At 34.2% G+C, this 21,278-nt stretch carries 21 protein-coding genes; 16 read left to right on the top strand and 5 right to left on the bottom strand.

The window, feature by feature from the left end:
• Position 1: 1 nt before the first annotated feature.
• Together A8143_RS10590 and A8143_RS10585 are read right to left on the bottom strand one after the other, a co-directional pair.
• Entirely contained in the window at positions 2-721 is a 720-nt protein-coding gene (locus tag A8143_RS10590; protein WP_066758849.1) for a 3'-5' exonuclease, read from the bottom strand.
• A 154-nt stretch (positions 722-875) separates the two neighbouring features.
• Positions 876-1,943, bottom strand: coding sequence for a cytochrome-c peroxidase (locus A8143_RS10585; protein WP_245676499.1), 1,068 nt, complete (start codon positions 1,941-1,943; stop codon positions 876-878).
• A 144-nt stretch (positions 1,944-2,087) separates the two neighbouring features.
• On the opposite strand from A8143_RS10585, the gene lipB reads away from it, so the two are divergent.
• The 3 genes from lipB to A8143_RS10570 all read left to right on the top strand — a co-directional run bounded on the left by lipB (position 2,088) and on the right by A8143_RS10570 (position 5,985).
• Complete coding sequence (gene lipB / locus A8143_RS10580) at positions 2,088-2,786, top strand: lipoyl(octanoyl) transferase LipB (RefSeq protein WP_066758848.1); 699 nt, start codon at positions 2,088-2,090, stop codon at positions 2,784-2,786.
• A gap of 2 nt (positions 2,787-2,788) precedes the next feature.
• Complete coding sequence (locus A8143_RS10575; RefSeq protein ID WP_066758847.1) at positions 2,789-4,012, top strand: serine hydrolase domain-containing protein; 1,224 nt, start codon at positions 2,789-2,791, stop codon at positions 4,010-4,012.
• A 389-nt stretch (positions 4,013-4,401) separates the two neighbouring features.
• Positions 4,402-5,985: a T9SS type A sorting domain-containing protein gene (locus A8143_RS10570; RefSeq protein ID WP_066758844.1), complete on the top strand. Its 1,584-nt coding sequence runs from the start codon at positions 4,402-4,404 to the stop codon at positions 5,983-5,985.
• 151 nt (positions 5,986-6,136) lie between these two features.
• Here A8143_RS10570 and A8143_RS10565 read toward each other — a convergent pair whose 3' ends face one another.
• The gene (locus A8143_RS10565; protein WP_066758843.1) at positions 6,137-7,615 is read right to left on the bottom strand and encodes a hypothetical protein; all 1,479 of its coding nucleotides are present in this window, start codon (positions 7,613-7,615) and stop codon (positions 6,137-6,139) included.
• 70 nt (positions 7,616-7,685) lie between these two features.
• On the opposite strand from A8143_RS10565, the gene A8143_RS10560 reads away from it, so the two are divergent.
• The 3 genes from A8143_RS10560 to A8143_RS10550 all read left to right on the top strand — a co-directional run bounded on the left by A8143_RS10560 (position 7,686) and on the right by A8143_RS10550 (position 9,737).
• Positions 7,686-8,096, top strand: a complete 411-nt coding sequence (locus A8143_RS10560; protein ID WP_066758842.1) for a hypothetical protein — start codon at positions 7,686-7,688, stop codon at positions 8,094-8,096.
• Between the two features lie 76 nt (positions 8,097-8,172).
• Positions 8,173-9,225, top strand: a complete 1,053-nt coding sequence (locus tag A8143_RS10555; protein WP_066758840.1) for a BamA/TamA family outer membrane protein — start codon at positions 8,173-8,175, stop codon at positions 9,223-9,225.
• Positions 9,226-9,338: 113 nt separating this feature from the next.
• On the top strand, positions 9,339-9,737 hold the full coding sequence (locus A8143_RS10550) for a hypothetical protein (RefSeq protein ID WP_066758838.1): 399 nt from the start codon (positions 9,339-9,341) through the stop codon (positions 9,735-9,737).
• Between the two features lie 215 nt (positions 9,738-9,952).
• Here A8143_RS10550 and A8143_RS10545 read toward each other — a convergent pair whose 3' ends face one another.
• Positions 9,953-10,645: a Dph6-related ATP pyrophosphatase gene (locus A8143_RS10545; protein WP_066758836.1), complete on the bottom strand. Its 693-nt coding sequence runs from the start codon at positions 10,643-10,645 to the stop codon at positions 9,953-9,955.
• A 330-nt stretch (positions 10,646-10,975) separates the two neighbouring features.
• Here A8143_RS10545 and A8143_RS10540 point away from each other — a divergent pair, with 330 nt between their 5' ends.
• The 7 genes from A8143_RS10540 to A8143_RS10510 all read left to right on the top strand — a co-directional run bounded on the left by A8143_RS10540 (position 10,976) and on the right by A8143_RS10510 (position 18,364).
• Entirely contained in the window at positions 10,976-12,187 is a 1,212-nt protein-coding gene (locus tag A8143_RS10540; RefSeq protein WP_175437530.1) for a WG repeat-containing protein, read from the top strand.
• A gap of 131 nt (positions 12,188-12,318) precedes the next feature.
• Positions 12,319-14,136 (top strand): helix-turn-helix domain-containing protein, encoded by a 1,818-nt coding sequence (locus A8143_RS10535; RefSeq protein ID WP_066758830.1) that lies wholly within the window; start codon positions 12,319-12,321, stop codon positions 14,134-14,136.
• A gap of 113 nt (positions 14,137-14,249) precedes the next feature.
• Positions 14,250-14,927 carry a hypothetical protein gene (locus A8143_RS10530; RefSeq protein WP_217494804.1) on the top strand — a complete coding sequence of 226 codons (678 nt, stop codon included), beginning with the start codon at positions 14,250-14,252 and terminating at the stop codon, positions 14,925-14,927.
• Between the two features lie 20 nt (positions 14,928-14,947).
• A complete protein-coding gene (locus A8143_RS10525) occupies positions 14,948-15,670 on the top strand; it encodes a CPBP family intramembrane glutamic endopeptidase (RefSeq protein ID WP_066758829.1) in 723 nt (240 codons plus the stop codon).
• Between the two features lie 15 nt (positions 15,671-15,685).
• On the top strand, positions 15,686-16,834 hold the full coding sequence (locus A8143_RS10520) for a serine hydrolase domain-containing protein (protein WP_066758823.1): 1,149 nt from the start codon (positions 15,686-15,688) through the stop codon (positions 16,832-16,834).
• Between the two features lie 28 nt (positions 16,835-16,862).
• The gene (locus A8143_RS10515; RefSeq protein ID WP_066758820.1) at positions 16,863-17,444 is read left to right on the top strand and encodes a Crp/Fnr family transcriptional regulator; all 582 of its coding nucleotides are present in this window, start codon (positions 16,863-16,865) and stop codon (positions 17,442-17,444) included.
• A 56-nt stretch (positions 17,445-17,500) separates the two neighbouring features.
• Positions 17,501-18,364 carry an SDR family oxidoreductase gene (locus A8143_RS10510; protein WP_066758818.1) on the top strand — a complete coding sequence of 288 codons (864 nt, stop codon included), beginning with the start codon at positions 17,501-17,503 and terminating at the stop codon, positions 18,362-18,364.
• 27 nt (positions 18,365-18,391) lie between these two features.
• Here A8143_RS10510 and A8143_RS10505 read toward each other — a convergent pair whose 3' ends face one another.
• Positions 18,392-19,024 (bottom strand): TetR/AcrR family transcriptional regulator, encoded by a 633-nt coding sequence (locus A8143_RS10505; RefSeq protein WP_066758813.1) that lies wholly within the window; start codon positions 19,022-19,024, stop codon positions 18,392-18,394.
• A gap of 81 nt (positions 19,025-19,105) precedes the next feature.
• Here A8143_RS10505 and A8143_RS10500 point away from each other — a divergent pair, with 81 nt between their 5' ends.
• The 3 genes from A8143_RS10500 to A8143_RS10490 all read left to right on the top strand — a co-directional run bounded on the left by A8143_RS10500 (position 19,106) and on the right by A8143_RS10490 (position 21,129).
• On the top strand, positions 19,106-20,239 hold the full coding sequence (locus A8143_RS10500) for an FAD-dependent monooxygenase (RefSeq protein ID WP_066758811.1): 1,134 nt from the start codon (positions 19,106-19,108) through the stop codon (positions 20,237-20,239).
• On the top strand, positions 20,236-20,673 hold the full coding sequence (locus A8143_RS10495; protein WP_066758809.1) for a DUF3995 domain-containing protein: 438 nt from the start codon (positions 20,236-20,238) through the stop codon (positions 20,671-20,673). The genes A8143_RS10500 and A8143_RS10495 overlap by 4 nt, the downstream gene beginning before the upstream one ends.
• 87 nt (positions 20,674-20,760) lie before the next feature.
• Positions 20,761-21,129, top strand: coding sequence for a hypothetical protein (locus A8143_RS10490; protein WP_066758807.1), 369 nt, complete (start codon positions 20,761-20,763; stop codon positions 21,127-21,129).
• The last annotated feature ends 149 nt before the right edge of the window (positions 21,130-21,278 follow it).

Genomic DNA, 21,278 nt, shown 5'->3' with positions numbered 1-21,278 from the left:
TTTATGTGTTGATATCCTCTTCTTCAACCAAAGGTTCATTTCTAAACCTTAAAAAAAGTTGTATTAAGGCCACAACATCTTTCTGACAATAGGTTACTATGCGTTCCAAGTCATTTTCTTCATAATAAACTCTGGCTACATCAGCTCCAGAAATGTCATCTTTAGGAGTTGGTACATTAAACAGATGACACAATAAACTCATTGAGGTATAATGCTTATAATCTCCAAACTTCCAAAGTTCCATTGTATCAAGATGATTAATTTCCCATGGTTTTTTCCCGGCAATGTCTAAGGCCGCTGGTAAATCTATACCAAGCACTAACATACGTCTAGCAATAAATGGAAAATCAAACTCTTTGGCGTTGTGTCCGCACAAAATGTGAAATGGAGAATTATAATGCCGATTTAATAAGTCTGCAAATTCGGTTAATAATTCCTTCTCATCATCACTGGCAAATGATTTCATTCGAATTGACTTTGCTCCAGACTGTTCTGTTACAATTCCGCAAGAGATGCAAACAATTTTACCAAATTCAGCAAACACCCCTGCTCTTTCGTATACCTGTTCATTGGTTAGTTCGTCGCGTTCTTGAATAAATTTGTTCTTGTGCAAGTATAATTCGGCAGTTTTATCGTCTAGATCTTTGAATTCATATACTTGCGGAACAGTTTCGATATCCAGAAACAGTACTTTTTCAATATTAACTTTTCTTAATTGCATGGGTTATATTTTAGTTTGAAATTACAAAAAATAACAACCGATTCAAACTTATCATTTTTATTCCTGATTCAACCTTTACCCAATAACATTGATTGCCTTAAACTTATTTGCGTAGGATAATAAAAAATCAAGTTTGAAAAAAATCTTTATTTACTTACCAAGGATTACTAAATGCGGGGTTTTCAATAAAAGAGCTATCAGAAAGAGATAACAAAAACATTTTTAAATAGTATTTCTCTTCTGGACTTAATTGCACACCACCTTCGTCAACTGATTTCATTAAAGGGTCAATTGTTGAGGAATGTTGTAAACCTTCAGAATAATGATTAATCACTTCATCTAAAGTTTCAAAACGACCGTCATGCATGTAAGGAGCAGTAAATGCTAAATTTCGAAGTGTTGGTGTTTTAAACTTTCCATCGTCCGCAGGGTTACCCGTAAATTCTCCAAGTCCTTTATCCGTTATTACAGCATCTAAACCGTTATTGTGAAATAAATTATCTGTCCATAACGGATTAAAATTATCGCCATGACAATGAAAGCAATCCCCTTTTTCTTCATCAATGAATAAAACGAAACCTTGATATGCTGCAAATTCATCGGCCGTACTCCAACCACTACTCCCAATTGCACGGTTAGCGTTCATAAATTTATCCATTGGTGCATCTCCTGAAATTAATGTACGCTCAAATTGAGCTAATGCATTTGCCACCATTACCGAATCGATTGTAGATGTACCATAAATTTTTTCAAAAAGTAAGGGGTACTCTTCATCTTCTTGTAATTTCTCAACAACTTGATTCCAATTGCTATGCAATTCAACCGGGTCATTTACTGGAGCAAAAGCCTGATCTTCTAAGGTAGCCTTTCTACCATCCCAAAAGAAAGAACTCATCCAACCTAAATTAACTAATGACATTGAATTTCTCCGACCAGCTATTCCATCTATTCCAACACTTGTTGGTTTATTTTGATCACTAAAAGATTGATCTGGAGCGTGACATCCTGCACAAGACATTGTATTGTCGGCCGATAACCGGGTGTCATAAAAAAGCTTACGACCCAATTCAACTCCCTCAACGGTCATTGGGTTGTTTGAAGGAACTGAAATAGGGGGCAAATATTTCTCAATTCTTTCAGGATAATTAAACTGATAGGGTGTCGTATCGCCTAATTTTATATCAGGATCCTTACGGCATCCCGCTACTAATATTAAACACAAGAACAAAAAACCTATTTTATTAACCAGAGGCATAGTACAAAATTACGGAAAGTTTCCAGTGTTATCAAACGAATTAATAGAGAGAATATTTTGACAAAGAAGAATTCATTTTTTACTTATAACTTTGTAATTCGAAGGAAAATCATGACAAGAAAAGTAAACTACATCCACAAAGGACTAATTGATTACAAAGAAGGGTGGGATTATCAAGAGACACTTTTTAAAGCAGCAATTGATCTAAAAATTGACCTACGCGATGGTAAAACGGAAGAGTTACCGCAAAACCACTTAATTTTTTGTGAGCATCCTCACGTTTATACTTTAGGTAAAAGTGGTGCTGAAACTAATCTTTTAATCTCAGAAGAGGCATTAAAACAATACGGCGCCCAGTTTTATAAAATTAATCGAGGTGGGGATATCACGTACCATGGCCCTGGGCAATTGGTTATGTATCCAATTTTTGATTTAGACCAGTTTTTTACGGACATTCATAAATACATGCGCTTTTTAGAAGAAGCTGTGATTTTAACCTTAAGTGAATTCGGTATAAAAGGCGGCAGGGTTGAAGGTTTAACAGGTGTTTGGATTGATGGAGGAACACCAAATGAGCGAAAAATATGCGCAATGGGCGTTAAAAGCTCTAGGTGGGTAACTATGCATGGAATTGCTTTAAATGTAAACACAGACATGTCTTATTTTAATCATATGGTTCCTTGCGGAATTGTAGACAAAGCCGTAACTTCCATGGAAAAAGAACTAAATCAAGAAATTGACCTAAAATTAGTGGAAAAAGCGCTTAAGATTAACATGGCCAATATTTTTGATTTCGATTATATTGATTAATTATGATCCGCTTCATTAAAAAAACCTTAAAATGGTTGGGAATAGTTATTTTAGGTCTCCTAGTGATTGCTAATTTGGCTATCATCTTTTCTGGTAGAACGTATATCTATAAGGGAATAGCGAATACCTATTTTAGAGGTCATATCCGACCAACAATTCACGATTTGGAAGTGTTTAATAACCGAACCGTTGAAAATGGTGTGCCACAGCCATGGCTGGAAGACAAAAATTTAGGAGAATATGTCCTCTCAGCAGAACAACGAAGAACGGTAGAATTATTAGAGCCAGCATCATTTTTGGTTGCATGGGGAGACACCCTTATCTATGAAGAATATTGGGGAGAAAATAATCGAGAACAAATTACCAACTCTTTCTCGATGGCAAAATCCATAGTTTCATTATTGATTGGAGTTGCGTTGGATGAGGGCTATATAAAATCGATAGATGAACCAGTTGCCAATTATTTACCCGAATTTAATGATGAAAAAAAGAAGATCACAATTCGACACATTCTTACAATGAGCTCAGGTTTATCGTGGAGTGAAAGTTACGTCAGTCCGTTTTGTGATGTTGCTGAGTTATACTACGATACAGATGATAGGGATTTGGCCTTAAACCGAAGAACGATTGAAGAGGAACCAGGTCATACTTTTCAATATAAAAGTGGAGATACGCAAGTGTTAATGTATATCTTAAAAGAAGCAACAGGCCAGTCAGTTTCAAAATATGCCGCTGAAAAACTCTGGAAAAAAATGGGAGCCGAATCAGAGGCAATGTGGAGTTTGGCAGGCGATGAAAAAAGTGCCGAAAAAGCGTTCTGCTGTTTTTATGCAACTTCACGGGATTTTTTAAGACTAGGAAAACTGGTAAATAACCGCGGAAATTGGAATGGAGAACAATTGGTTAGTGCAAAATATATCGATGAATTTTCAAGTTTAGCTCCATTAAAAAAAACCAACGGTAAACCTAATCAAGTTTATGGTTTTCAATATTGGATTTATACAGGATTACCGTATGATGTAACCTATTTTAGAGGAATGTCGGGTCAGTATATTATTTCTATTCCATCCAAAGATTTAGTGATTGTTAGAACAGGTTCTAAAACTTTTCCCAATTGGAAAAACACCGAAGACAAAAAAGACGATGCGCTTGAAGGACATTATCAAGAATTACCCACCTATATTGGCATTGGATTGAGTGTTATGGCGCAAGCTGATGGTGTGTAAATTCCTTTATAATTCACTTTCGGTAGGTAGAAACTCTTGAATGCAATAAATGGTTTATTAACGAGGTTTTTTCGGAATCTCCAAACTTAAAACACGATTTTTCTTCCGTGGATAACACTTATTTTAGTGGTTTTTTTCAATTTTTAATCATATAGCATGTTTAACTCGCCTTTTATGCTCTTGCTATGATTTCATATGTATAATTATTCCTACTTTTAAATGATAAGCCGTTAATTAGTTTTAATTGATATCAACCGTATTATTGACCTGTAAGATATCGTTGAAGAAGAAAATGGTATAGCCAACGGTACGTACCTCATAACCGTTATCGATGTAAGAACACAAGAACGATTTGAAACACAAAAGGTGGTTGTACAGCATTAAAATGCATGACTAAGTTATTACTCCATATCACGCTTATTGGTAGCCTTTTTCAGTTGCCAAATTTATTTGGACAACCCCCAATTAATGAACGGTATGTGATTGATGATGAAACTTATTCCGTTTTTTCGACTGTTTTTAGTAATGACTCTTGTTATTATGTGAGTGGGTTACAAGGCTCAATTCCCAGTTTTACTAACGCCTCAAGTGCATTAGCAAAATATCGTTTTGACGGTACTATAGAAAATTTGGGAGTGATCCACAATGATACATTGGGAATAGCTTTTATGAATATGAGTCATATGATTAAAACCATAGATGGTAATTTTACTCATATTGCTATTGCTCAAAAATCTGGGATTCCTTCCTCTTTTATTTTTGTTAAAATGAATCCGAACGGAGATACGCTATTAACTAATTACTATTCAGAATTTTACTCAAGTGATGGATTAATAGGGAAAAACCCTGGAAAATTAATTCAAAAATCCGATGGTACTTTTTATGGTTTTGTAAGTGTACAGCGCGAAGATGATTTAAGAGGGGCAACAGTTTTTTATAAACTGAACGAAAATGGTGTTTTACTTGATTATAATATATATTATGGTTTAGACCCTATCTATTATCGTATTTTAAACCCTCACGGTCTAGTAAAATACAATGATGACGAATTTATTATCTTGGCATCACTTCAAAAACCTAGCGTTCCAACTGAAGAGCAACGGTTTCATACTAAATTAATAAAGGTGAACAGCGAAGGCGAAATACTTGAAGAGCACACCTACTGGGATGATCCTTTAAGTTTTGACTGCAAAGGCTTAACCAAAACACCCGATGGTGGTTTATTGTATTGTGGCAGAATTGGTCAATATTTTCCAGATTTTGGAGGATATAATGATTACAAATTAAGAATTGTAAAGTTAAACAGTGATTTTGAAGAAGAATGGGAAATTGAATTGGGTGAGTATACAATTTTATCGTATTTAGGATTTAATCAAATAAAACCAATTAATGATTCGGAATACGTGGCAGTTGGTTTTCATACTACCTCAGAAGATTATCAAACTGGGATTTTAGTAAAGTTCAACCTTTCTGGTGAAAAGATTTGGGAAAGACGTTACCGTAAAATCCCGCATTACGGATCCGAAATTGCTCAACACAGGCTCTATGATGTAGACATAACTCCGGACAATGGATTTGTTATGGTGGGTGATGCCATTAACCATTATGAAACCGAAGACCTTCCCGGTCAGAAGGCATGGCTCATTAAAGTAGATAGTTTTGGTTGTTTAGTACCCGGTTGTCATGAATTAGATTTAGGAATAAGTGAAAATATAACAAATTACGAAAGCGTTCCGGTCTACCCTAACCCTGCCACAAACAGTCTTTTTTACTATCACCACCAGGATAATTTTGAACCGGTACAGGTTACAATTTTTTCTGCTAATGGACAAACTGTTCAAACTTGGCAAATAAATACCAATGACATTACTTGCGAGGTGGATGTTTCCGATTTCCAAGTAGGAATGTACATTTTAAAAGTCACTGACAAAAAAGGAGTTGTATTAGAAACTCAGCAGTTTGTGAAAGAGTAGTTTTCAACGGACAAAACAGCGGCTTTCAGTGTAACCTAATATAAGAACGGTATAGAGCGTTAGTTAGCCATAGCCCTGATTGAACGGCATGTTTGAAATCCTTTTTTAGATTTCGAAAAAAGATTGAGTAGTGAAAGCAGGTTCCCGGCTTCTAATAATTTCCCTCTAAAATAAGACACAACCAATCATCATAAAGTACATTTAAGCGCTTATCATTCTTTAGCTCTTCATACGACGGGTAAATATCAGCAGTTATTCCATTGCGAACCCAAATAATTTTTAAACCGGGAGTTTTTTGGATGTGCCGTATCATTTCGTCATGCATCGTCTTATAATTGGAGTTGACAATTAAGGAATGGAGGTTATATTTTTCGTTGAGTAATTTTACCTGTTTTTTATAGTTAGAATAGTAATTTACTGCTGCTTGATCATTTGTATAAATGATATCTGCCTCTATTTTTTCAATTTCAGAAGTAAACGAAAATTCGTCCCAAGAGGCTGAATTATAACCCGTACCAACCTTACTAAATTGGTATAAATAAGTAGCATTAAAAGCAAATAATAATGTAACTAAAACGGGGAATAGGAATTTTAATTTTGACGCTTTTTTCCAGTGAAAGATTTTACTTTTTGAGGCCACTATAAAGAAAACTAAAAGGTTTATATAGAGGGGGAAGAGTGTTCTGAACTCCACAGGAATACAGGCGTCAATAAAAGCAATACAAATCCAAATGAAAGCAATATAACCGTAAAAATGAAGGCATAAAAACCAATCTATGACATGAATAGTTTTGCGCTTTATGGTTTTTGCAAGGAGGTAAATGAATGGCAATAAACTAAGTATGCAACCTGCAAAAAGTCTTACTGTTGCATTAATTTGAACTGGGAGAATAAAGTTACCTATTTCCGTTGGCATTGACACCCAGTTCTGCGCAGTGATGGGATTATAATGAATAAACCGTGCTTGCGATTCATGAAAAAATTTACTGTATAGTACGTAAACCAATACACTCAAGAAAAAACTCAGAAATATGAGTAAGGCGGTACGGTTGTTTTTTTTTAAGATATAGGCAAGTCCTAAGGCGATGCCAACAACAACACCAACTAAACGGGTAAGACACAAGAGCACCATAAAAAGCAAAAGAAGTCGCAAGTTTTTTTTTAGTGGTGCGTTACTTATTAAGCCTATAATCGAAAGTAAAAGCAATCCATAAAGTCCTTCTGTCCATAAGGAGTAATAATTCGCTAAGAAAACATAGCATCCAAAAAACAATAGAAAAAAGACAGAGCCATGGTATTGTCTAATCAAACGATTTAACGCTAATAAACTACCTAAAAAAAGTATCGTTTGGATGAAAATTAAAGCGATTTTATGCTTGGCAAATGGCGCTATTAACCAGATGTAAAGCGGAAATCGTTCCGAAGCAAATTCCAACCCGTTTTGACCGGTGTGCAAGTAATTTCCGTCAGCTATAAGATGATGAGAAATTTGTAGAAACGATACTGAATCAAATGTAATACCTGGTCCTTGCGGAAGAACTAAATACAAAAACCAACCCAAGAGTGCCACAATAAATCCCCATTTTTTGATAATCTCAACTGGACCTACTTTATTTGCTAATTCTTTCATGTTTGACAGAACAATATAATTCAATTAATAAAATCAAATACCATCAATTTCCGTAAATTTGCATTTTGATATGCGAAAAGACATAGATATACCTAAAGTTGAGGGCGTTTCGGTAGCCGTTATAAAGGAATTGAATGAGGAAAAAACCCAAGAGGTTTATAATGTTTACTTAATTAATTTGAAGGGAGAAACATTGCGAAATGTTTTAGTTTCATCAAAAGGGTATGGCGAGAATAAAGAAACCGGTGTTCAGATAAAGACATCCGTTTTACGCCATTTTATTGGTGATGTAGAAGGCAATTCATACGCTAAAATTGAACCGATTATTGAGGATGTTTTTGGAATAAACAACGAATATTGGGTTAGTTTTTCTCAAAATGATCAAGTTTTTGATAAAAAATTCATTTTTTTACCAGAAACTATTCTTGATGACAATATGAAGTCAGTACCTATTTTGGAAAAAAAAGGAGTAATGATTTAGTGGTTCTAACGCAGAATTAACTTTTTCATAATAAGGAGGCTGTTATTTTCTTTTGGTCTCCAATTATTTTCGCGGAATGATTTTTCGGGAAACGTTGGCATCTTTATTCTTAGGAATATTCTCACTCGCATGTTATAGTCAGGATTCGTTACACACTCCAATCAAAAAAGTAAAAGTTTTACCCTTACCGGCATTTGGGTATTCACCGGAAACAAGCACTTATATTGGAGCGGTTGCACTCTTAACCCTAGATTTATATGAAGATACGATTACACGAACTTCAAATACAAAATTTGAGGTCAATTATACATGGAACAATCAACTCATTTTAGAAACGGAATGGAATTATTTTTTTCGTGAGGAAAATTGGTTTACGAAAGGCAAAATTCATTTTTCAGATTATCCAGATGTTTTTTATGGCATAGGTCCCTACAGTTCAGTGAATGATAAAGTAGGGTTTGAAAGTGTTCGCCTGCAATTTATTGGAGAAGTCTGGAAAAAAATTGGATCAAAACTATACTTGGGCATTGGTCCTAGATTTGCTCAATTTCAAATTAAAGAATCTAAAATTCCTACTCTGGTATCCAACCATTTTTTCGGTGGATTAATTAGAATTGTGAGGGATAATAGAAACAATATTTTAACACCAACTAAAGGGCATTATATAACGGTAATGAACAACCACAATTGGAGTGATCGCTATTATTCTCAATTCGAATTTGACGCACGTAAATACCTACCGCTAAATAATAAATCAAGCGTTTTTGCGGTCAGATTTTTACACTATTCTGTTTTTGGCAAAGCCCCTTTTTTTGATTTAGCAACGATAGGCGGCGATAAAATTTTGCGTGGTTATCGTTTTGGAAGGTTTAGAACTAACCACCTTACTAATTTACAAATGGAATATCGCAGTCCCTGTTTTTGGAGAATATCTTTAGCAGGATTTGGTGGAACAGCATTAGTTTACGATTCTTTTAATCAGATAAACGAAAAAAATATTAAGCCTAATCTTGGGGTAGGTCTTCGCTTTATCGTGGACAAAAATGAAGGGACTAATCTTAGATTTGACTATGCCATTGGGCGGCATGGAGAAAATGGTTTCTATATTAGTTTTGGAGAATCATTTTAGTTCGAATTAGCAAGTTGGGATAATAAATTGTATACGCAAAAAACCATTTTGATTAATTTAGGGGAATAAATGAATAATTCAAGGAATTTAATTTTTAACAATTTTAGAATTTAATGCAGCCTAGCGCAAAAAAATTATTCCTAATTGACGCATTAGGTGCTTTAATTTCCGCTTTTTTATTGGGGGTTCTTTTGGTGGAGTTTAAGGCATATTTTGGTATTCCACCTGGAACATTATACATACTTGCCGCTATACCTGTTTTTTATGCAATTTATGATTGTTATGCGTTTCTTAAAAAAGATAATTTCACGAGAAACCGTTTAAAAATCATTGCCATTGCAAATTTATGCTATTGTTTTGTATCACTCTTATTTACGATATACCATTATCATCAAATATTATTTTGGGGATGGATTTATATAATATCTGAACTATTTATCGTTTGTTTACTTGCAAATTTTGAATTAAAAATGGTGAGAAAGTTGAGTTTGGTAAAGCATCAAACTTTATAATTTATGATTAGTGTTGGCGGTGTGTACAAACAACACTTTTTATCTTAAGTAATTAATCGTATAGTTTTTGAAGAATTAGAGCCAAACACTGAAACTAATAAACCTTTTTCTTGAGGTATTATTTGCCATTGGTTTTAGATCAAGCATAATCAACCAAATAAAAACCACTGACCAAGTATTAACAACAATAATTTCGCCCAATTGTGATTGATAGTTTATTGGGGAATTAAATCACAAAACCAAAACCCATTCTTTGCATTACCATGTTCATATTCTCTATACACTTTTGCTCCTTTTTCGAATTTAACAGGATATTTAAAAATAGGACCGTCAAAACAAAAAGTATGATATTCTCCATTCTCACCGCAAGGATCAACCCCATCCGGCAGTTCGTTGATAAAATCTTGATCAATTTCTCTCCCCAAAAAAGACTTATCCAATACCTCAGCGTTGATTGATACAGTTATTGCTTTAAACCCCAGGTCAATAAATTCCTGAATTAATGTCTTTGTATCTCTTTTCCACAATGGAAATACTGAAGTGATTCCAAAAGGAGCTAATTGCTGCTCACGATAAGCTCTAAGGTCCTCCAAATAAATATCTCCAAAAGCAGTGTTAAGAAAGCCCGCCTCTTTTAATTGATTGACCTTATTCTTCATTATTTTTTCATATTCCTCATTACTCGGATGCGCTGGCAGTTCAATTAAATCTCCATTAATGCCAATTGCTTCAACTTGTTTTTCCAGTAATTCGCGCTTTAGACCATGCATACTTACACGGTCAAAATGCTTATTAATTGAAGTTAATAAACACGTTACATGATATGAATTATCTTTCAGGAGATAATGTAGCGCTAAGGCAGAGTCTTTCCCACTACTCCAATTAAAATATGTTTTATTTTTTGTCATTTAACGCATTTTAGTAAAGTCAATTTCAGTGATGAATAGTCATATTAGATAAAACACACCTTTTTTTCAGCACTTTTAATGCAGCTTGACGCTTCAGTCAGTAATTAACGCTACTCAATAATTCGTTAAAGTTAATCTTTTGCGAAATTACGCTCACACTTCATCGATTTTCAGTTTAATTTTGTCACTTTTTTGGTTGATTCATTTGATTTAACCTCGAAATTACTCATTCAACATTCCTTTAAAATTATTTCATTTTTCTATTTTTAAGTTTTCAAGCGGATAACCTAAATTATGACAATAAACTACACAAAATCGTTTAAATTTTTAATGTCAATCATTTTTTGCTCAGTTTGCGTTTCCTGTAATTCGTCCAATCAAATGGATCATGAAATTAGTGCTCCATCTAACCAATCAAACTTTACAGAATACTCATTTAGTACTGATGACATTAAAGAATTTGGTACCTTAAACAATGGTATTTTAGCTGTTCATTGTGAAAATAGTGTTTACTATGTAGACACGAGTGGAGCTCCTCTATTCAATCAAACTTATCATTACGCAGGTGATTTTAGGTCAAACGGAACGGCACTTGTGAAAAAAATGGTTGATGGAGGTATTCGCTCGTTTCTTATTGATACTAACGGAGAGCAAATTGTAAGCATTGATCCGAGTTATCAAAATATTTCACATGATTTATCTGGTGAATATCTCCAAGTTTCACCCAATAAATGGTCAGACTTTGCTAAAAAAAATGGACTTATCGATAAGAATGGAAAAACTATAATTCCTGTGGAAGACGGTTCTATTTACCTCACTAAGCACTGGGCTGTTAGAGATGTTAGGTTAGAAAAATGTACTTTTATTGATCTAAAAACTGGAGCTATTGTCGCGACATATGACGGCCAATTTGGAGGAAATGCAGAAGGACTAGTTTCCATTATTTCTGATCATCATTTTTATATTGATTCAACGGGCAAAAATCCTTTCCATAATTCCTATTATTGGTCTGACGATTTTAAAGAAGGTTTAGCAAAAGTAACGGACCGATTTGATATTTGGTTTATCAATTACAAGGGCCAGCGCGCCTTTGACAGGGTCTTTAGATACGAGTCCTTAGATCATTTTCAACGTGGATTCTCAGAAGGACTTTGCCCTCTATTTACCGAGGGAGAATGGCATATCATAAATCAGTCGGGAAAAACATTGTTCAAAGTAAATTATGATGACGTTTGGGAATTCGAAAACGGTTATGCAATAACTGAACAAAATTATCAATTTGGGTTAATTGATAAAAAAGGAAAAACAATTTTTCCATGTGAAAATAAATTCATCATTGAACCCATTTACGAAGGCTTATTTATAAAATATGATGACATTAACACAGCTGTCCTCATAAATGAAGAGGGTGATCAGTATCCTTTAACCTTTGATAAAATCTCTAATTTCGAAAATGGAGTGGCTATTGGATTAATTAATGGGGAATTAAAGTCTATTTACCTAAAAGATGTTTGCGAAGCATTAAACATTAAATACAAGTAAATAAAGGATGTAATGTGAACCAATAAGTCGAACATGTGCAACGTTCATTGTACCTAAACAACACTGAAATTCAGACAAAAACCTAGATTTTCATTAAATTAGGGCGCAAACCACCAGCTTAATACTTAAGAATGTCCTCAAGTAAAGACAATGAAAAACATCGCAATCAAAAATCGATTGCTGTACTCCCTTTTGTTAACTTCAATGAAAATAAAGAGGACGATTATTTTGCTGATGGATTTACGGAAGAACTCATCAATGCACTCACGACTATAAAGGGACTAAAAGTCATTGCTCGGACATCTTCCTTTTCCTTTAAGGATAAAAATATTGACGTACGAAAAATTGGCGAGCAATTGGGTGTAAGTACAATTTTGGAAGGTAGTATTCGAAAATCCAAAAATAAAATTAGAATTACTGCTCAATTGGTTAAAGCAGATGATGGAACACATTATTGGTCTAAAAATTTTGATCGTGAATTGGAAGATGTTTTTGTCTTGCAAGATGAAATCAGTCTTTTAATCGCGGATCAAATTCGTGAGAATTTCGGCCATTTTATTATTCAAGACCATCTAATTGTGGCGCCAACAAATAATCTATTAGCTTACAATCTCTACCTGAAGGCGCGTCATCATCACCTTAAATGGAATCCCGAAGATTTACGAAAAGGTGTCCGTTATTATGAAGAAAGCACTCAAGTTGACCCTACATTTGCATTGCCTTATTTTGGAGCCGCACTCACCTATGGTATAAATGCTTCATGGGGATTTATGCCTTTTGATGAAGGAATTCGTGCGGCGGGCATAATGTTAAGTAAAGGACTCCAAATTAACAGTGATGTTTACCTTGGTTATTTTGCTCGTGGCACAGTGAGTTTATGGGGGCATTGGGATTTTAAATCAGGATATGAATATTTATCCAAAGCTGTTAAACTTAACCCCTCTTTTACGGATGCGGAAGAAGCTCTAGCAGAATTATTTATCGCCACAGGAGATTTGCAACGAGCTCTCGAGCATACCGAAAACATTCTCTCCCTTAACCCGCTAAGTCCTAATCATCATTATACAGCTGGCACAATTCATTACCTTTCTAAACAGTACAAAAAGGCCATCGCTTATTTCGAAACTAGCTTAGAACTGGATCCTCAATTTGCATTATCAATTGAAATGATAGCGCTTTGTTACATTCACCTCAAATCGATTGACAAATTGTTGCCTTTTTTGAAAAAACATCCTACCGCTGAAGAACCAAAAAAATGCTTGTTACTTTTTAAAGCTATTTATCCAGAAATTGACTTTCCAATCGAAACGCTTAGTCAAACCAAACCTAGTTTTTCTTCCAACCTAATTCCTTGGGATTTATACCTAAACGTATACTGCGGAAAACACCATGAGGCCTTTAAAATTTTGGAACAGGGAATAAAAATTAAAGGTGGTCAATTTATTAATTTTAAAAGTGACCCTTTTTTAACTCCACTGCATCAAAACAGAAAATTTAACGAATTGATTAACGCTGTTTTTAATTCCCAACGACTTCCAAATAGCGAATTGAATCTGAAAGAAAACAAAAATTCAATAAAACCTTTAATTGCAGAACAGGAGGCACAGGACTACCTCGAAAAGTTAAAGCAACTACTTTTGCGAGAAAACTTGTTTTTGGATGCAAATTTATCATTAAAAAAATTAGCAGAACACCTTCAAATTCATCCCAATAAATTGTCTTGGCTTCTTAACGAATATTTAGGTAAAAATTTTAATGAACTTATAAATTCATATCGCTTAGAATCGTTCAAAAAAAAGGCTGTTGATCCTTCCAATAACCATTTAACTTTATTGGCACTAGCCTATGAAAGTGGTTTTAATTCCAAATCTGTCTTTAACGCATTCTTCAAAAAAACAGAGGGTACAACTCCGCGTGCCTGGTTAAAAAACAATAGTCCTAAGTTTTAATTGGCTTACGTCCTGTATTCTTAAAAAGGTGCTGAATTATTTTTTAGGACGATTCTAGCAGTCAATCCTCTCATCTTTGTGCCGTTAAAAATTGATTGTACAAAATTGAAAAAATGAAAAATTCAAGAAACCGCTTATCCATAGGTAAGCAAATTGCGACAATAATGGTTGTCATATCTGTTTTTGGTGGAATAAGTCAAGAAAATTCAACACAAAATACACCTCCAACCCACCAAAAATATAGTGTCAGTATGCCGTTAATTATTTTACCTCAACTGGCAACAAAATCCTGGAATGATAGAACCCATACCCAACATTTTGAATTTCATATAAAACGAAATTTAGATCAAAAAAATATTGTTGGATTAAAATTTGCCACCTGGCGCTTATTTCAGCCTATGGGTATTACATGGTGGGATGGATTATTGGATAAAATTGAAACAAAAAGCGAGTTTTATCCTGGTCACTTAAGAGAAATTGGCCTCGGTATCTCCTATCAGCGGATGATTTATAAAGGTTTATTTGCGACTGTTGAAGTCCTGCCTCAATTTAAAACGTATTTGGACGAAAATAAAATCAAGGTTGGCAATGGGTTTAAGTTGTATAACTCTTTTCATATTGGTTATCATTTTGATTTTGGAAAGAAAAAACAATTCTTTTTACAGCCTCAGGTTCATTCACAGTTCTGGGTTTTTGACACCAATACGCCAGCAGCCTTTAATCAATTAGACCAAAAATGGCGCAACTACTTTTTATTAGAGCCAAACCTTTATTTCGGGATAAAGTTTTAACATAAAAAACGATACAAGCGATGACCAATCAAGGAATAAGCTATAAGGAGATACTTTTATTATTTTTAATTGTTTCTCTCACAATTGGACTTGTTTTAATGGGTGATTACTTTCAAAATGTGATACTATTTAAAAATTTATCTAAACCATTGAATCATCAAATTATTTATCAATGCTCTAGTGTTTTGCTAACAGGAATATTCCTTCTCTTCTTATATGTCATTAAAAAAGATATGTTTCTTACCTATTTCCGAAAAGGGATGACAGATGCTCCTATTAAACCCGTTCCGATTGTGGGAATACGACCTAAGCCTCATGAAAATTGGAAAAATTTGGGAAGAAATTTTGCTTTTATTATCTCAATGGTCACCGCAGCCTTGGTTTATTTTCAACTTATTCAACCGAGCAACTTTAATTATAATCACTTTTTGAAACTCCTTCCTCTAAGTTTGATTTTTGCTCTTTCAAACGCCTTTGTCGAAGAAATGATTACACGGTTTGGGGTAGTTGTTGTACTTCAATCTTTGCTTGGTGATAAATACATCGCACTTATCTCCGGTTTTATTTTTGGATTTGTTCATTATTGGGGAAATCCAGGAGGTGTTTTTGGGGTGATTTTTGCGGGATTTTTAGGCTGGTTTCTCGCAAAATCTATACTGGAAACGAAAGGTGTCTTTTGGGCATGGCTCATTCACTTTTTGCAGGATATCATTATTATTTCTGCATTATTAAACATCCAATAATTTAACAAAAGAACGATGAAAAATATAAATACACTCTTAATCGCACTCGTACTTGTATTTTATGGTCAAGCACAGGATTATAACAAGACAAAATATCGCGTTGAAAAACTGTTAATTAAAGAGCTTAAAAATAAAAGCATTCATAATGCCTTTTTAGCTGTCTATTCTCCTTCCAATAACATCGACTGGAACTTTGTAAAGGGTACTTATCGTAATGGTGATGTTCTGGATGAGAATACTACTTTTCATTCGGCCAGCATTGGTAAAACATTCACCGCAACTGCAATTGCTATTCTGTACGATCAAAATGAATTACATTTTGACGACAAAATTTCGGCTTACCTCCCTGATAGTACCCTAAACGGTTTGCATATTTTAGGAGACACAGAATATTCGCATGACATTACCATTGCGCAGCTATTACAACATACATCTGGCATTCCAGATTATTACGAAGATGTAACAAAAGATGACAGTCCAAATGCAAGCGAACTTTTGTTTAGTGATACTGCCAAATTTTGGTCACCGAATGATATGATTAATTTATCCAAAGAAAAAATGGAGCCTAACTTTAAACCTGGTGCTTCTTACCACTACAGTGACACAGAATACATTTTGTTAGGGTTAATTATTGAAAAAATAAGTGGATTAACACTTTCCGAATTTTACGATCGAAACTTTTTTAGGCCATTATCGATGAAATATACGCACCTCCATTTACGGTCAAATTCAATCAATAACAATGCGAATTTAGCAGAATTATATGCCGAAAATATTGAAATATCTACCTATACCAGCCTCAGCCTTGACTGGGCCGGCGGTGGATTGGCCACGACATCAACTGACTTAAATAAATTTCAGACTGCTTTACATAATGGACAACTGATACGACCCGAAACTTTCTTAAAAATGCAAACTTGGATACCAGAAACCAAAGGCATGTATTACGGCTTCGGTTTACGCAAGATCAACTTAAAAGAATTATTTCCAACCTTACCCAATCTAAACATTATTGGTCATACTGGAAGTACTGCCTCATTCATGTTTTATTGTCCCGAATTGGACGTTTATCTCTCAGGATCATTGAACCAAATGAGTGAAGTGAAAAAATCCGTCCTTCTTCCAATTAAAGTATTAATACAAATTAGAAAAGCGAAAAAATAACAGCACATCTCGTTATCTTTATTTTTTTATGGAACAATTATTAATGGCTATAGATCCGTATATCACGTTGCAAGATGAAGAAATATCTTTACTTGAAAACGCCATAGTGAAAAAAAAATATGCCAAAAAAGAGAATATCTTTGAAGCAGGAAAAATTGCACGTGACATCTATTTTGTATGCAAAGGTTGTGTTCGTTTATTTTATAATGTCGATGGAAATGATAAAACAGGATTTTTTTATACAGAAGGACAATTTATTTGCGCTGGGGAAAGTTTTACCTATAAGGTTCCTGCCGTTGAAAATTATCAAGCCATAGAAGATACGGAGCTCATCGTTTTTAAAGAAGCCGAAATCCTCCAGTTAACTAAAAAACTTCCAAAAATAGAGCTCATTGCACGTATTGCCGTTGAAAATGAATTAATCAAAAGTCAAAAGGTAATTGCCTCATTTATAACAAAATCTCCGTTAGAACGATATGTAGAACTTTTGAACGAAGAAAAGGAGCTTTTTCAGCGGGTTCCTCAGCAATATATTGCTTCTTTCCTAGGTGTATCACCCGAAACATTAAGTAGAATTAAAACCCGGGTAATTAAAAAAATACGTTCTTGATTATCGTCAAGAAAAAAAAGAGCTGTTGAACCTAACTTTGCATAAAAACAAGTAAAATGAAAAGAGTATTAGTGGCAGGTGCAACAGGTTATTTGGGTCAATATCTTGTAAAAGAACTTAAAAATAGAGGCTATTGGGTGAGAGTTTTAGTTCGGAAAAATAGTCAAATCAACCTGTTTAAACAGTGTGATGATGTGTTTATTGGTGAAGTGACTAATCAATCGAGTATCAATGGAATCACAAAAGACATTGACTGGGTTTTTTCAAGCATTGGTATCACACGACAAAAAGAAGGGTTAACCTATATGGATGTCGATTATCAAGGGAACTTAAATTTGTTGCAAGACGCGCTGAAGAATAAGGTACAATCGTTTCAATATATATCGGCGATTAATGGGGATAAATTAAGAAATTTAAAGATTTTTGAAGCGAAAGAAAAGTTTGTAGATGAATTAAAAATCGCAAACCTCAACGAAGTCGTTATTCGCCCCAACGGCTTTTTCTCTGATATGAAAGATTTTTTAAAAATGGCTCAAAAAGGAAGAGTATATCTTTTTGGATTGGGTGAATTAAAGCTAAACCCTATTCACGGTAAAGATTTGGCCAAAGTTTGTGTTGATAAAATGGAAGAAGGTGTTAAAGAGGCTATAGTTGGTGGACCCGATTTACTTTCACAAAACGACATTGCAACAATGGCATTAGAGGCCTGGAATAAACCCATCAAAATAAGTCACCTTCCAGATTGGACAAGACGATTTACCATCTGGTTGTTGCGTACTTTTACACGTTCTAAGACCTACGGACCTTATGAGTTTTTTTTATCTGCCATGGCGATTGACAATTCGGCACCTCAATATGGGACCCATCATTTATCTGATTTTTTCAGAAAAGAAATTAATTCTAACGGTTTTGAATCATAACACCTATTCAACCCATTAATCAATCATTTAACCTTGTTCTTTTATGCTTTTAGGATAAAGTGCACTAAATTCTCCCCTGCCTTTTTCAGTTAAATAAGGATAAACACTTTGAAGAATCACCTTACTAAAGTCCTTAATCGTAGTCTCTTTTATGGTATCTTCCTGAATAAGGATGGATGAAAACCAAAAATTACTTAATATTTCAATCCGTTTGTATACGTTTCTATATTCGTCATGGAGCAATTCTTGCCTGAACAAACCTTCTTTAATCAATTGATCAAATAGCGCTAAGGCTATTTGCTCCCTTTGCTTCGTTAGGTCCCTATAATGATATTTTATTTTTTGATGCTTTCTTGAAATTGATACGAAATCAAGTAAAAAAAACCGATACGCATAAAATCCCTCAATCACCTTTTCAAAGGTGCTTAAAAAAGATGTGAAGAGTTTTTCTTTAGGAATTATAAATTTATGATTCATCTCCTCAACCAGCTGAAAATATAACGCTTCAACAATTTCTTCGCGCTTTTTGAAATGGTACTGTAAATTACCAACACTTATTCCTGCCTTATCAGCAATGCCTCGTAAAGAAGTTTTTGTAATACCCATTTCATTAAATAAGTCCAAAGAAGTTTTTAATATTTTCTGTTTCGTAGCGCTCATACCACAAAAATACAAATTTTAGTACAATTGTACTATGTTGTCAATTTATTTAGTACGTTTGTACTAAAAAATTAAATGTTCATGGTTATTGATATAATTGGCGCAGGTATAGGTGGACTTACAACAGCTATTGCGCTGTCCAAAAAAGGAATTCATACAAGAGTTTTTGAGCAAGCTGAAGAAATCAAACCGATAGGTGCGGGAATAATTTTGGCGAATAACGCCATGCAAGTCTATCAGAAATTAGGTCTTAAAGAAGAAATTGAAAAATACGGGAATCCGATATCGTCTTTAAAAATAACAAAACCCAACCTTCGCCCACTTTCAAAAATAGACCTAACATATTTTGAACGCAAGTACCAAACCAAAAACATTGCAATTCATAGAGGAATTTTGCAACAATTATTGCTCAACCGGTTAGGTAAAACTGAACTGTATGTGAATCATCAACTCTCTTCTATAACTGAAGATAAAGAAGCTACTTTTCTCCATTTTTCAAATGGCAAACAAATTCATTCGTCTGTTACACTAGGCGCAGATGGAATTAATTCTAAGGTCCGAGAGTTTATCTATCCGAACATTCCTATTCGTAAAGCAAATCAACTTTGTTTACGAGGGGTAATTGACTTCGAATTACCTGTGCAATTCAGACATGAGTTAAATGAAGCTTGGGGCACCTCAGAACGTTTTGGCTTCGTTCAAATAGAGAAAAACAAAGTATATTGGTACGCCTTAAAATCATTCGAAAAATCACCAAATGAATTTTCATTTAGTCAATTAGAAGATTCCTTTTCGAATTATCATCCCCTGATATTAGAGATCATTAAATCCAGTAATAAAGAGCAGATTAACACTGCGGAAATTGCAGATTTAACTCCAACTGATAAGTGGTTTAAAAATAATATTTGTTTAATAGGAGATGCCATACACGCAACCACTCCAAATATTGGTCAAGGTGCTTGTCAGGCAATTGAAGATGCATATGTTATTGCTGAATGTTTAAATAAATACAACATTAACACTGCTTTTTCAACCTATAAAAACCAGCGAATTGAAAAAGCACATAAAGTAGTTAAAACCAGTTGGGCAATAGGAAAAATGGCACATCCCAAAAAACCTCTTTTGGCCAATTTACGCAATCAACTTTTAAAAATCACTCCTTCGTCTTTGAGCAAAAAACAAAACGAGCGAATTTTTCAACTTACTTCCACATGATTTCAATTTTAACGGCCGTTTTAGCCACAATTTTCTTTGTCTTAAGTATCATTCACTTTTATTGGCTCTTTGGTGGGAAAAAGGGGTTGGCAAGTGCAATTCCAACAAAGAATAATCGCTCCAAACCTGTAGCTATACCTCACTTTGCAACATTGATTGTTGCCCTCGGCTTAGGATTTTTTGGACTGCTCTATCTTAGTAGATTTATTGATATCACACTTCCTCTTCCAAACTTTATTCAAAAATTCAGCTACTGGACAATACCTACCTTATTCATATTAAGAGCAATTGGCGATTTTAATTATGTTGGAATATTTAAAAAAATTAAATCCACCCCGTTCGCTAAAGCAGATGCCAAATGGTTCGTTCCTTTGTGTATAATTATCGCTGTTATAGGTTTTTTAACTCAACTTTTCCATTTAGTACGCGTTTAATCTTTTACAAAGTAACTCTATATAGCTATTTGTAACTTGTTCTTATTATGAAAAACGATGGTTACGGCGTAGAAGAAATGCTGGCTTATGAAAAAATTTTATCTCTCAATTATAGCATTGATCTTTGGCGTTTATTCCTATGCTGATCAATTGGATGGACTGGCCATTTTCGAATTCTTAATTTATGTCATTATGTTCGGAGGGGTTTGTTTTATAACATTAATTATTACTGCTTTAATTCGATTTTCATACAAGGAAAATAAGGTTAGTCCTTCCCTCAATATTTCAGCAATTTTGCTCATACTTTGTGCTATTATTTCTATTGGAAATTTGGGATCTAGTATCGATGGCGGTTTCTTGGCATTTTGCCTAAGCACAATTGCCCTAGCTTTGCTATTAATTTTTTTAAATTATCGGGTTGGTTCTAGCCACAGAAACAGTCAAGTTGAGGATTAATCGATTGTTACTTAATCCATCCAACTTAATTCAAAATACTTTATATTTATAAAGCGGATTTTGTATTCCATTTTCGGCACGATAAAAACCCCTAATTCAAATATGATTAAAGTTCATCAATCGCGGATTATTCTGTTGCTCGGCCTTAT

Source organism: Crocinitomix algicola (genome assembly GCF_001661595.2).
In the GTDB taxonomy this organism is placed as follows: domain Bacteria; phylum Bacteroidota; class Bacteroidia; order Flavobacteriales_D; family Crocinitomicaceae; genus Crocinitomix; species Crocinitomix algicola.
The sequence above is the reverse complement of the archived record's forward strand: the minus strand, read 5'-3'. Positions and strand labels throughout refer to the sequence as shown.

Excerpts from the sequence above, each read along its gene's own strand:
- A8143_RS10535 (WP_066758830.1), top strand. The coding sequence starts at position 12,319 with ATGTCCTCAAGTAAAGACAATGAAAAACATCGCAATCAAAAATCGATT.
- A8143_RS10520 (WP_066758823.1), top strand. The coding sequence starts at position 15,686 with ATGAAAAATATAAATACACTCTTAATCGCACTCGTACTTGTATTTTAT.
- A8143_RS10560 (WP_066758842.1), top strand. The coding sequence starts at position 7,686 with ATGCGAAAAGACATAGATATACCTAAAGTTGAGGGCGTTTCGGTAGCC.
- A8143_RS10570 (WP_066758844.1), top strand. The coding sequence starts at position 4,402 with ATGACTAAGTTATTACTCCATATCACGCTTATTGGTAGCCTTTTTCAG.
- A8143_RS10500 (WP_066758811.1), top strand. The coding sequence starts at position 19,106 with ATGGTTATTGATATAATTGGCGCAGGTATAGGTGGACTTACAACAGCT.
- A8143_RS10590 (WP_066758849.1), bottom strand. The coding sequence starts at position 721 with ATGCAATTAAGAAAAGTTAATATTGAAAAAGTACTGTTTCTGGATATC.
- A8143_RS10555 (WP_066758840.1), top strand. The coding sequence starts at position 8,173 with ATGATTTTTCGGGAAACGTTGGCATCTTTATTCTTAGGAATATTCTCA.
- A8143_RS10545 (WP_066758836.1), bottom strand. The coding sequence starts at position 10,645 with ATGACAAAAAATAAAACATATTTTAATTGGAGTAGTGGGAAAGACTCT.
- A8143_RS10515 (WP_066758820.1), top strand. The coding sequence starts at position 16,863 with ATGGAACAATTATTAATGGCTATAGATCCGTATATCACGTTGCAAGAT.
- A8143_RS10565 (WP_066758843.1), bottom strand. The coding sequence starts at position 7,615 with ATGAAAGAATTAGCAAATAAAGTAGGTCCAGTTGAGATTATCAAAAAA.
- lipB (WP_066758848.1), top strand. The coding sequence starts at position 2,088 with ATGACAAGAAAAGTAAACTACATCCACAAAGGACTAATTGATTACAAA.
- A8143_RS10575 (WP_066758847.1), top strand. The coding sequence starts at position 2,789 with ATGATCCGCTTCATTAAAAAAACCTTAAAATGGTTGGGAATAGTTATT.
- A8143_RS10530 (WP_217494804.1), top strand. The coding sequence starts at position 14,250 with ATGAAAAATTCAAGAAACCGCTTATCCATAGGTAAGCAAATTGCGACA.
- A8143_RS10540 (WP_175437530.1), top strand. The coding sequence starts at position 10,976 with ATGTCAATCATTTTTTGCTCAGTTTGCGTTTCCTGTAATTCGTCCAAT.
- A8143_RS10510 (WP_066758818.1), top strand. The coding sequence starts at position 17,501 with ATGAAAAGAGTATTAGTGGCAGGTGCAACAGGTTATTTGGGTCAATAT.
- A8143_RS10505 (WP_066758813.1), bottom strand. The coding sequence starts at position 19,024 with ATGAGCGCTACGAAACAGAAAATATTAAAAACTTCTTTGGACTTATTT.
- A8143_RS10495 (WP_066758809.1), top strand. The coding sequence starts at position 20,236 with ATGATTTCAATTTTAACGGCCGTTTTAGCCACAATTTTCTTTGTCTTA.
- A8143_RS10525 (WP_066758829.1), top strand. The coding sequence starts at position 14,948 with ATGACCAATCAAGGAATAAGCTATAAGGAGATACTTTTATTATTTTTA.
- A8143_RS10490 (WP_066758807.1), top strand. The coding sequence starts at position 20,761 with ATGAAAAAATTTTATCTCTCAATTATAGCATTGATCTTTGGCGTTTAT.
- A8143_RS10550 (WP_066758838.1), top strand. The coding sequence starts at position 9,339 with ATGCAGCCTAGCGCAAAAAAATTATTCCTAATTGACGCATTAGGTGCT.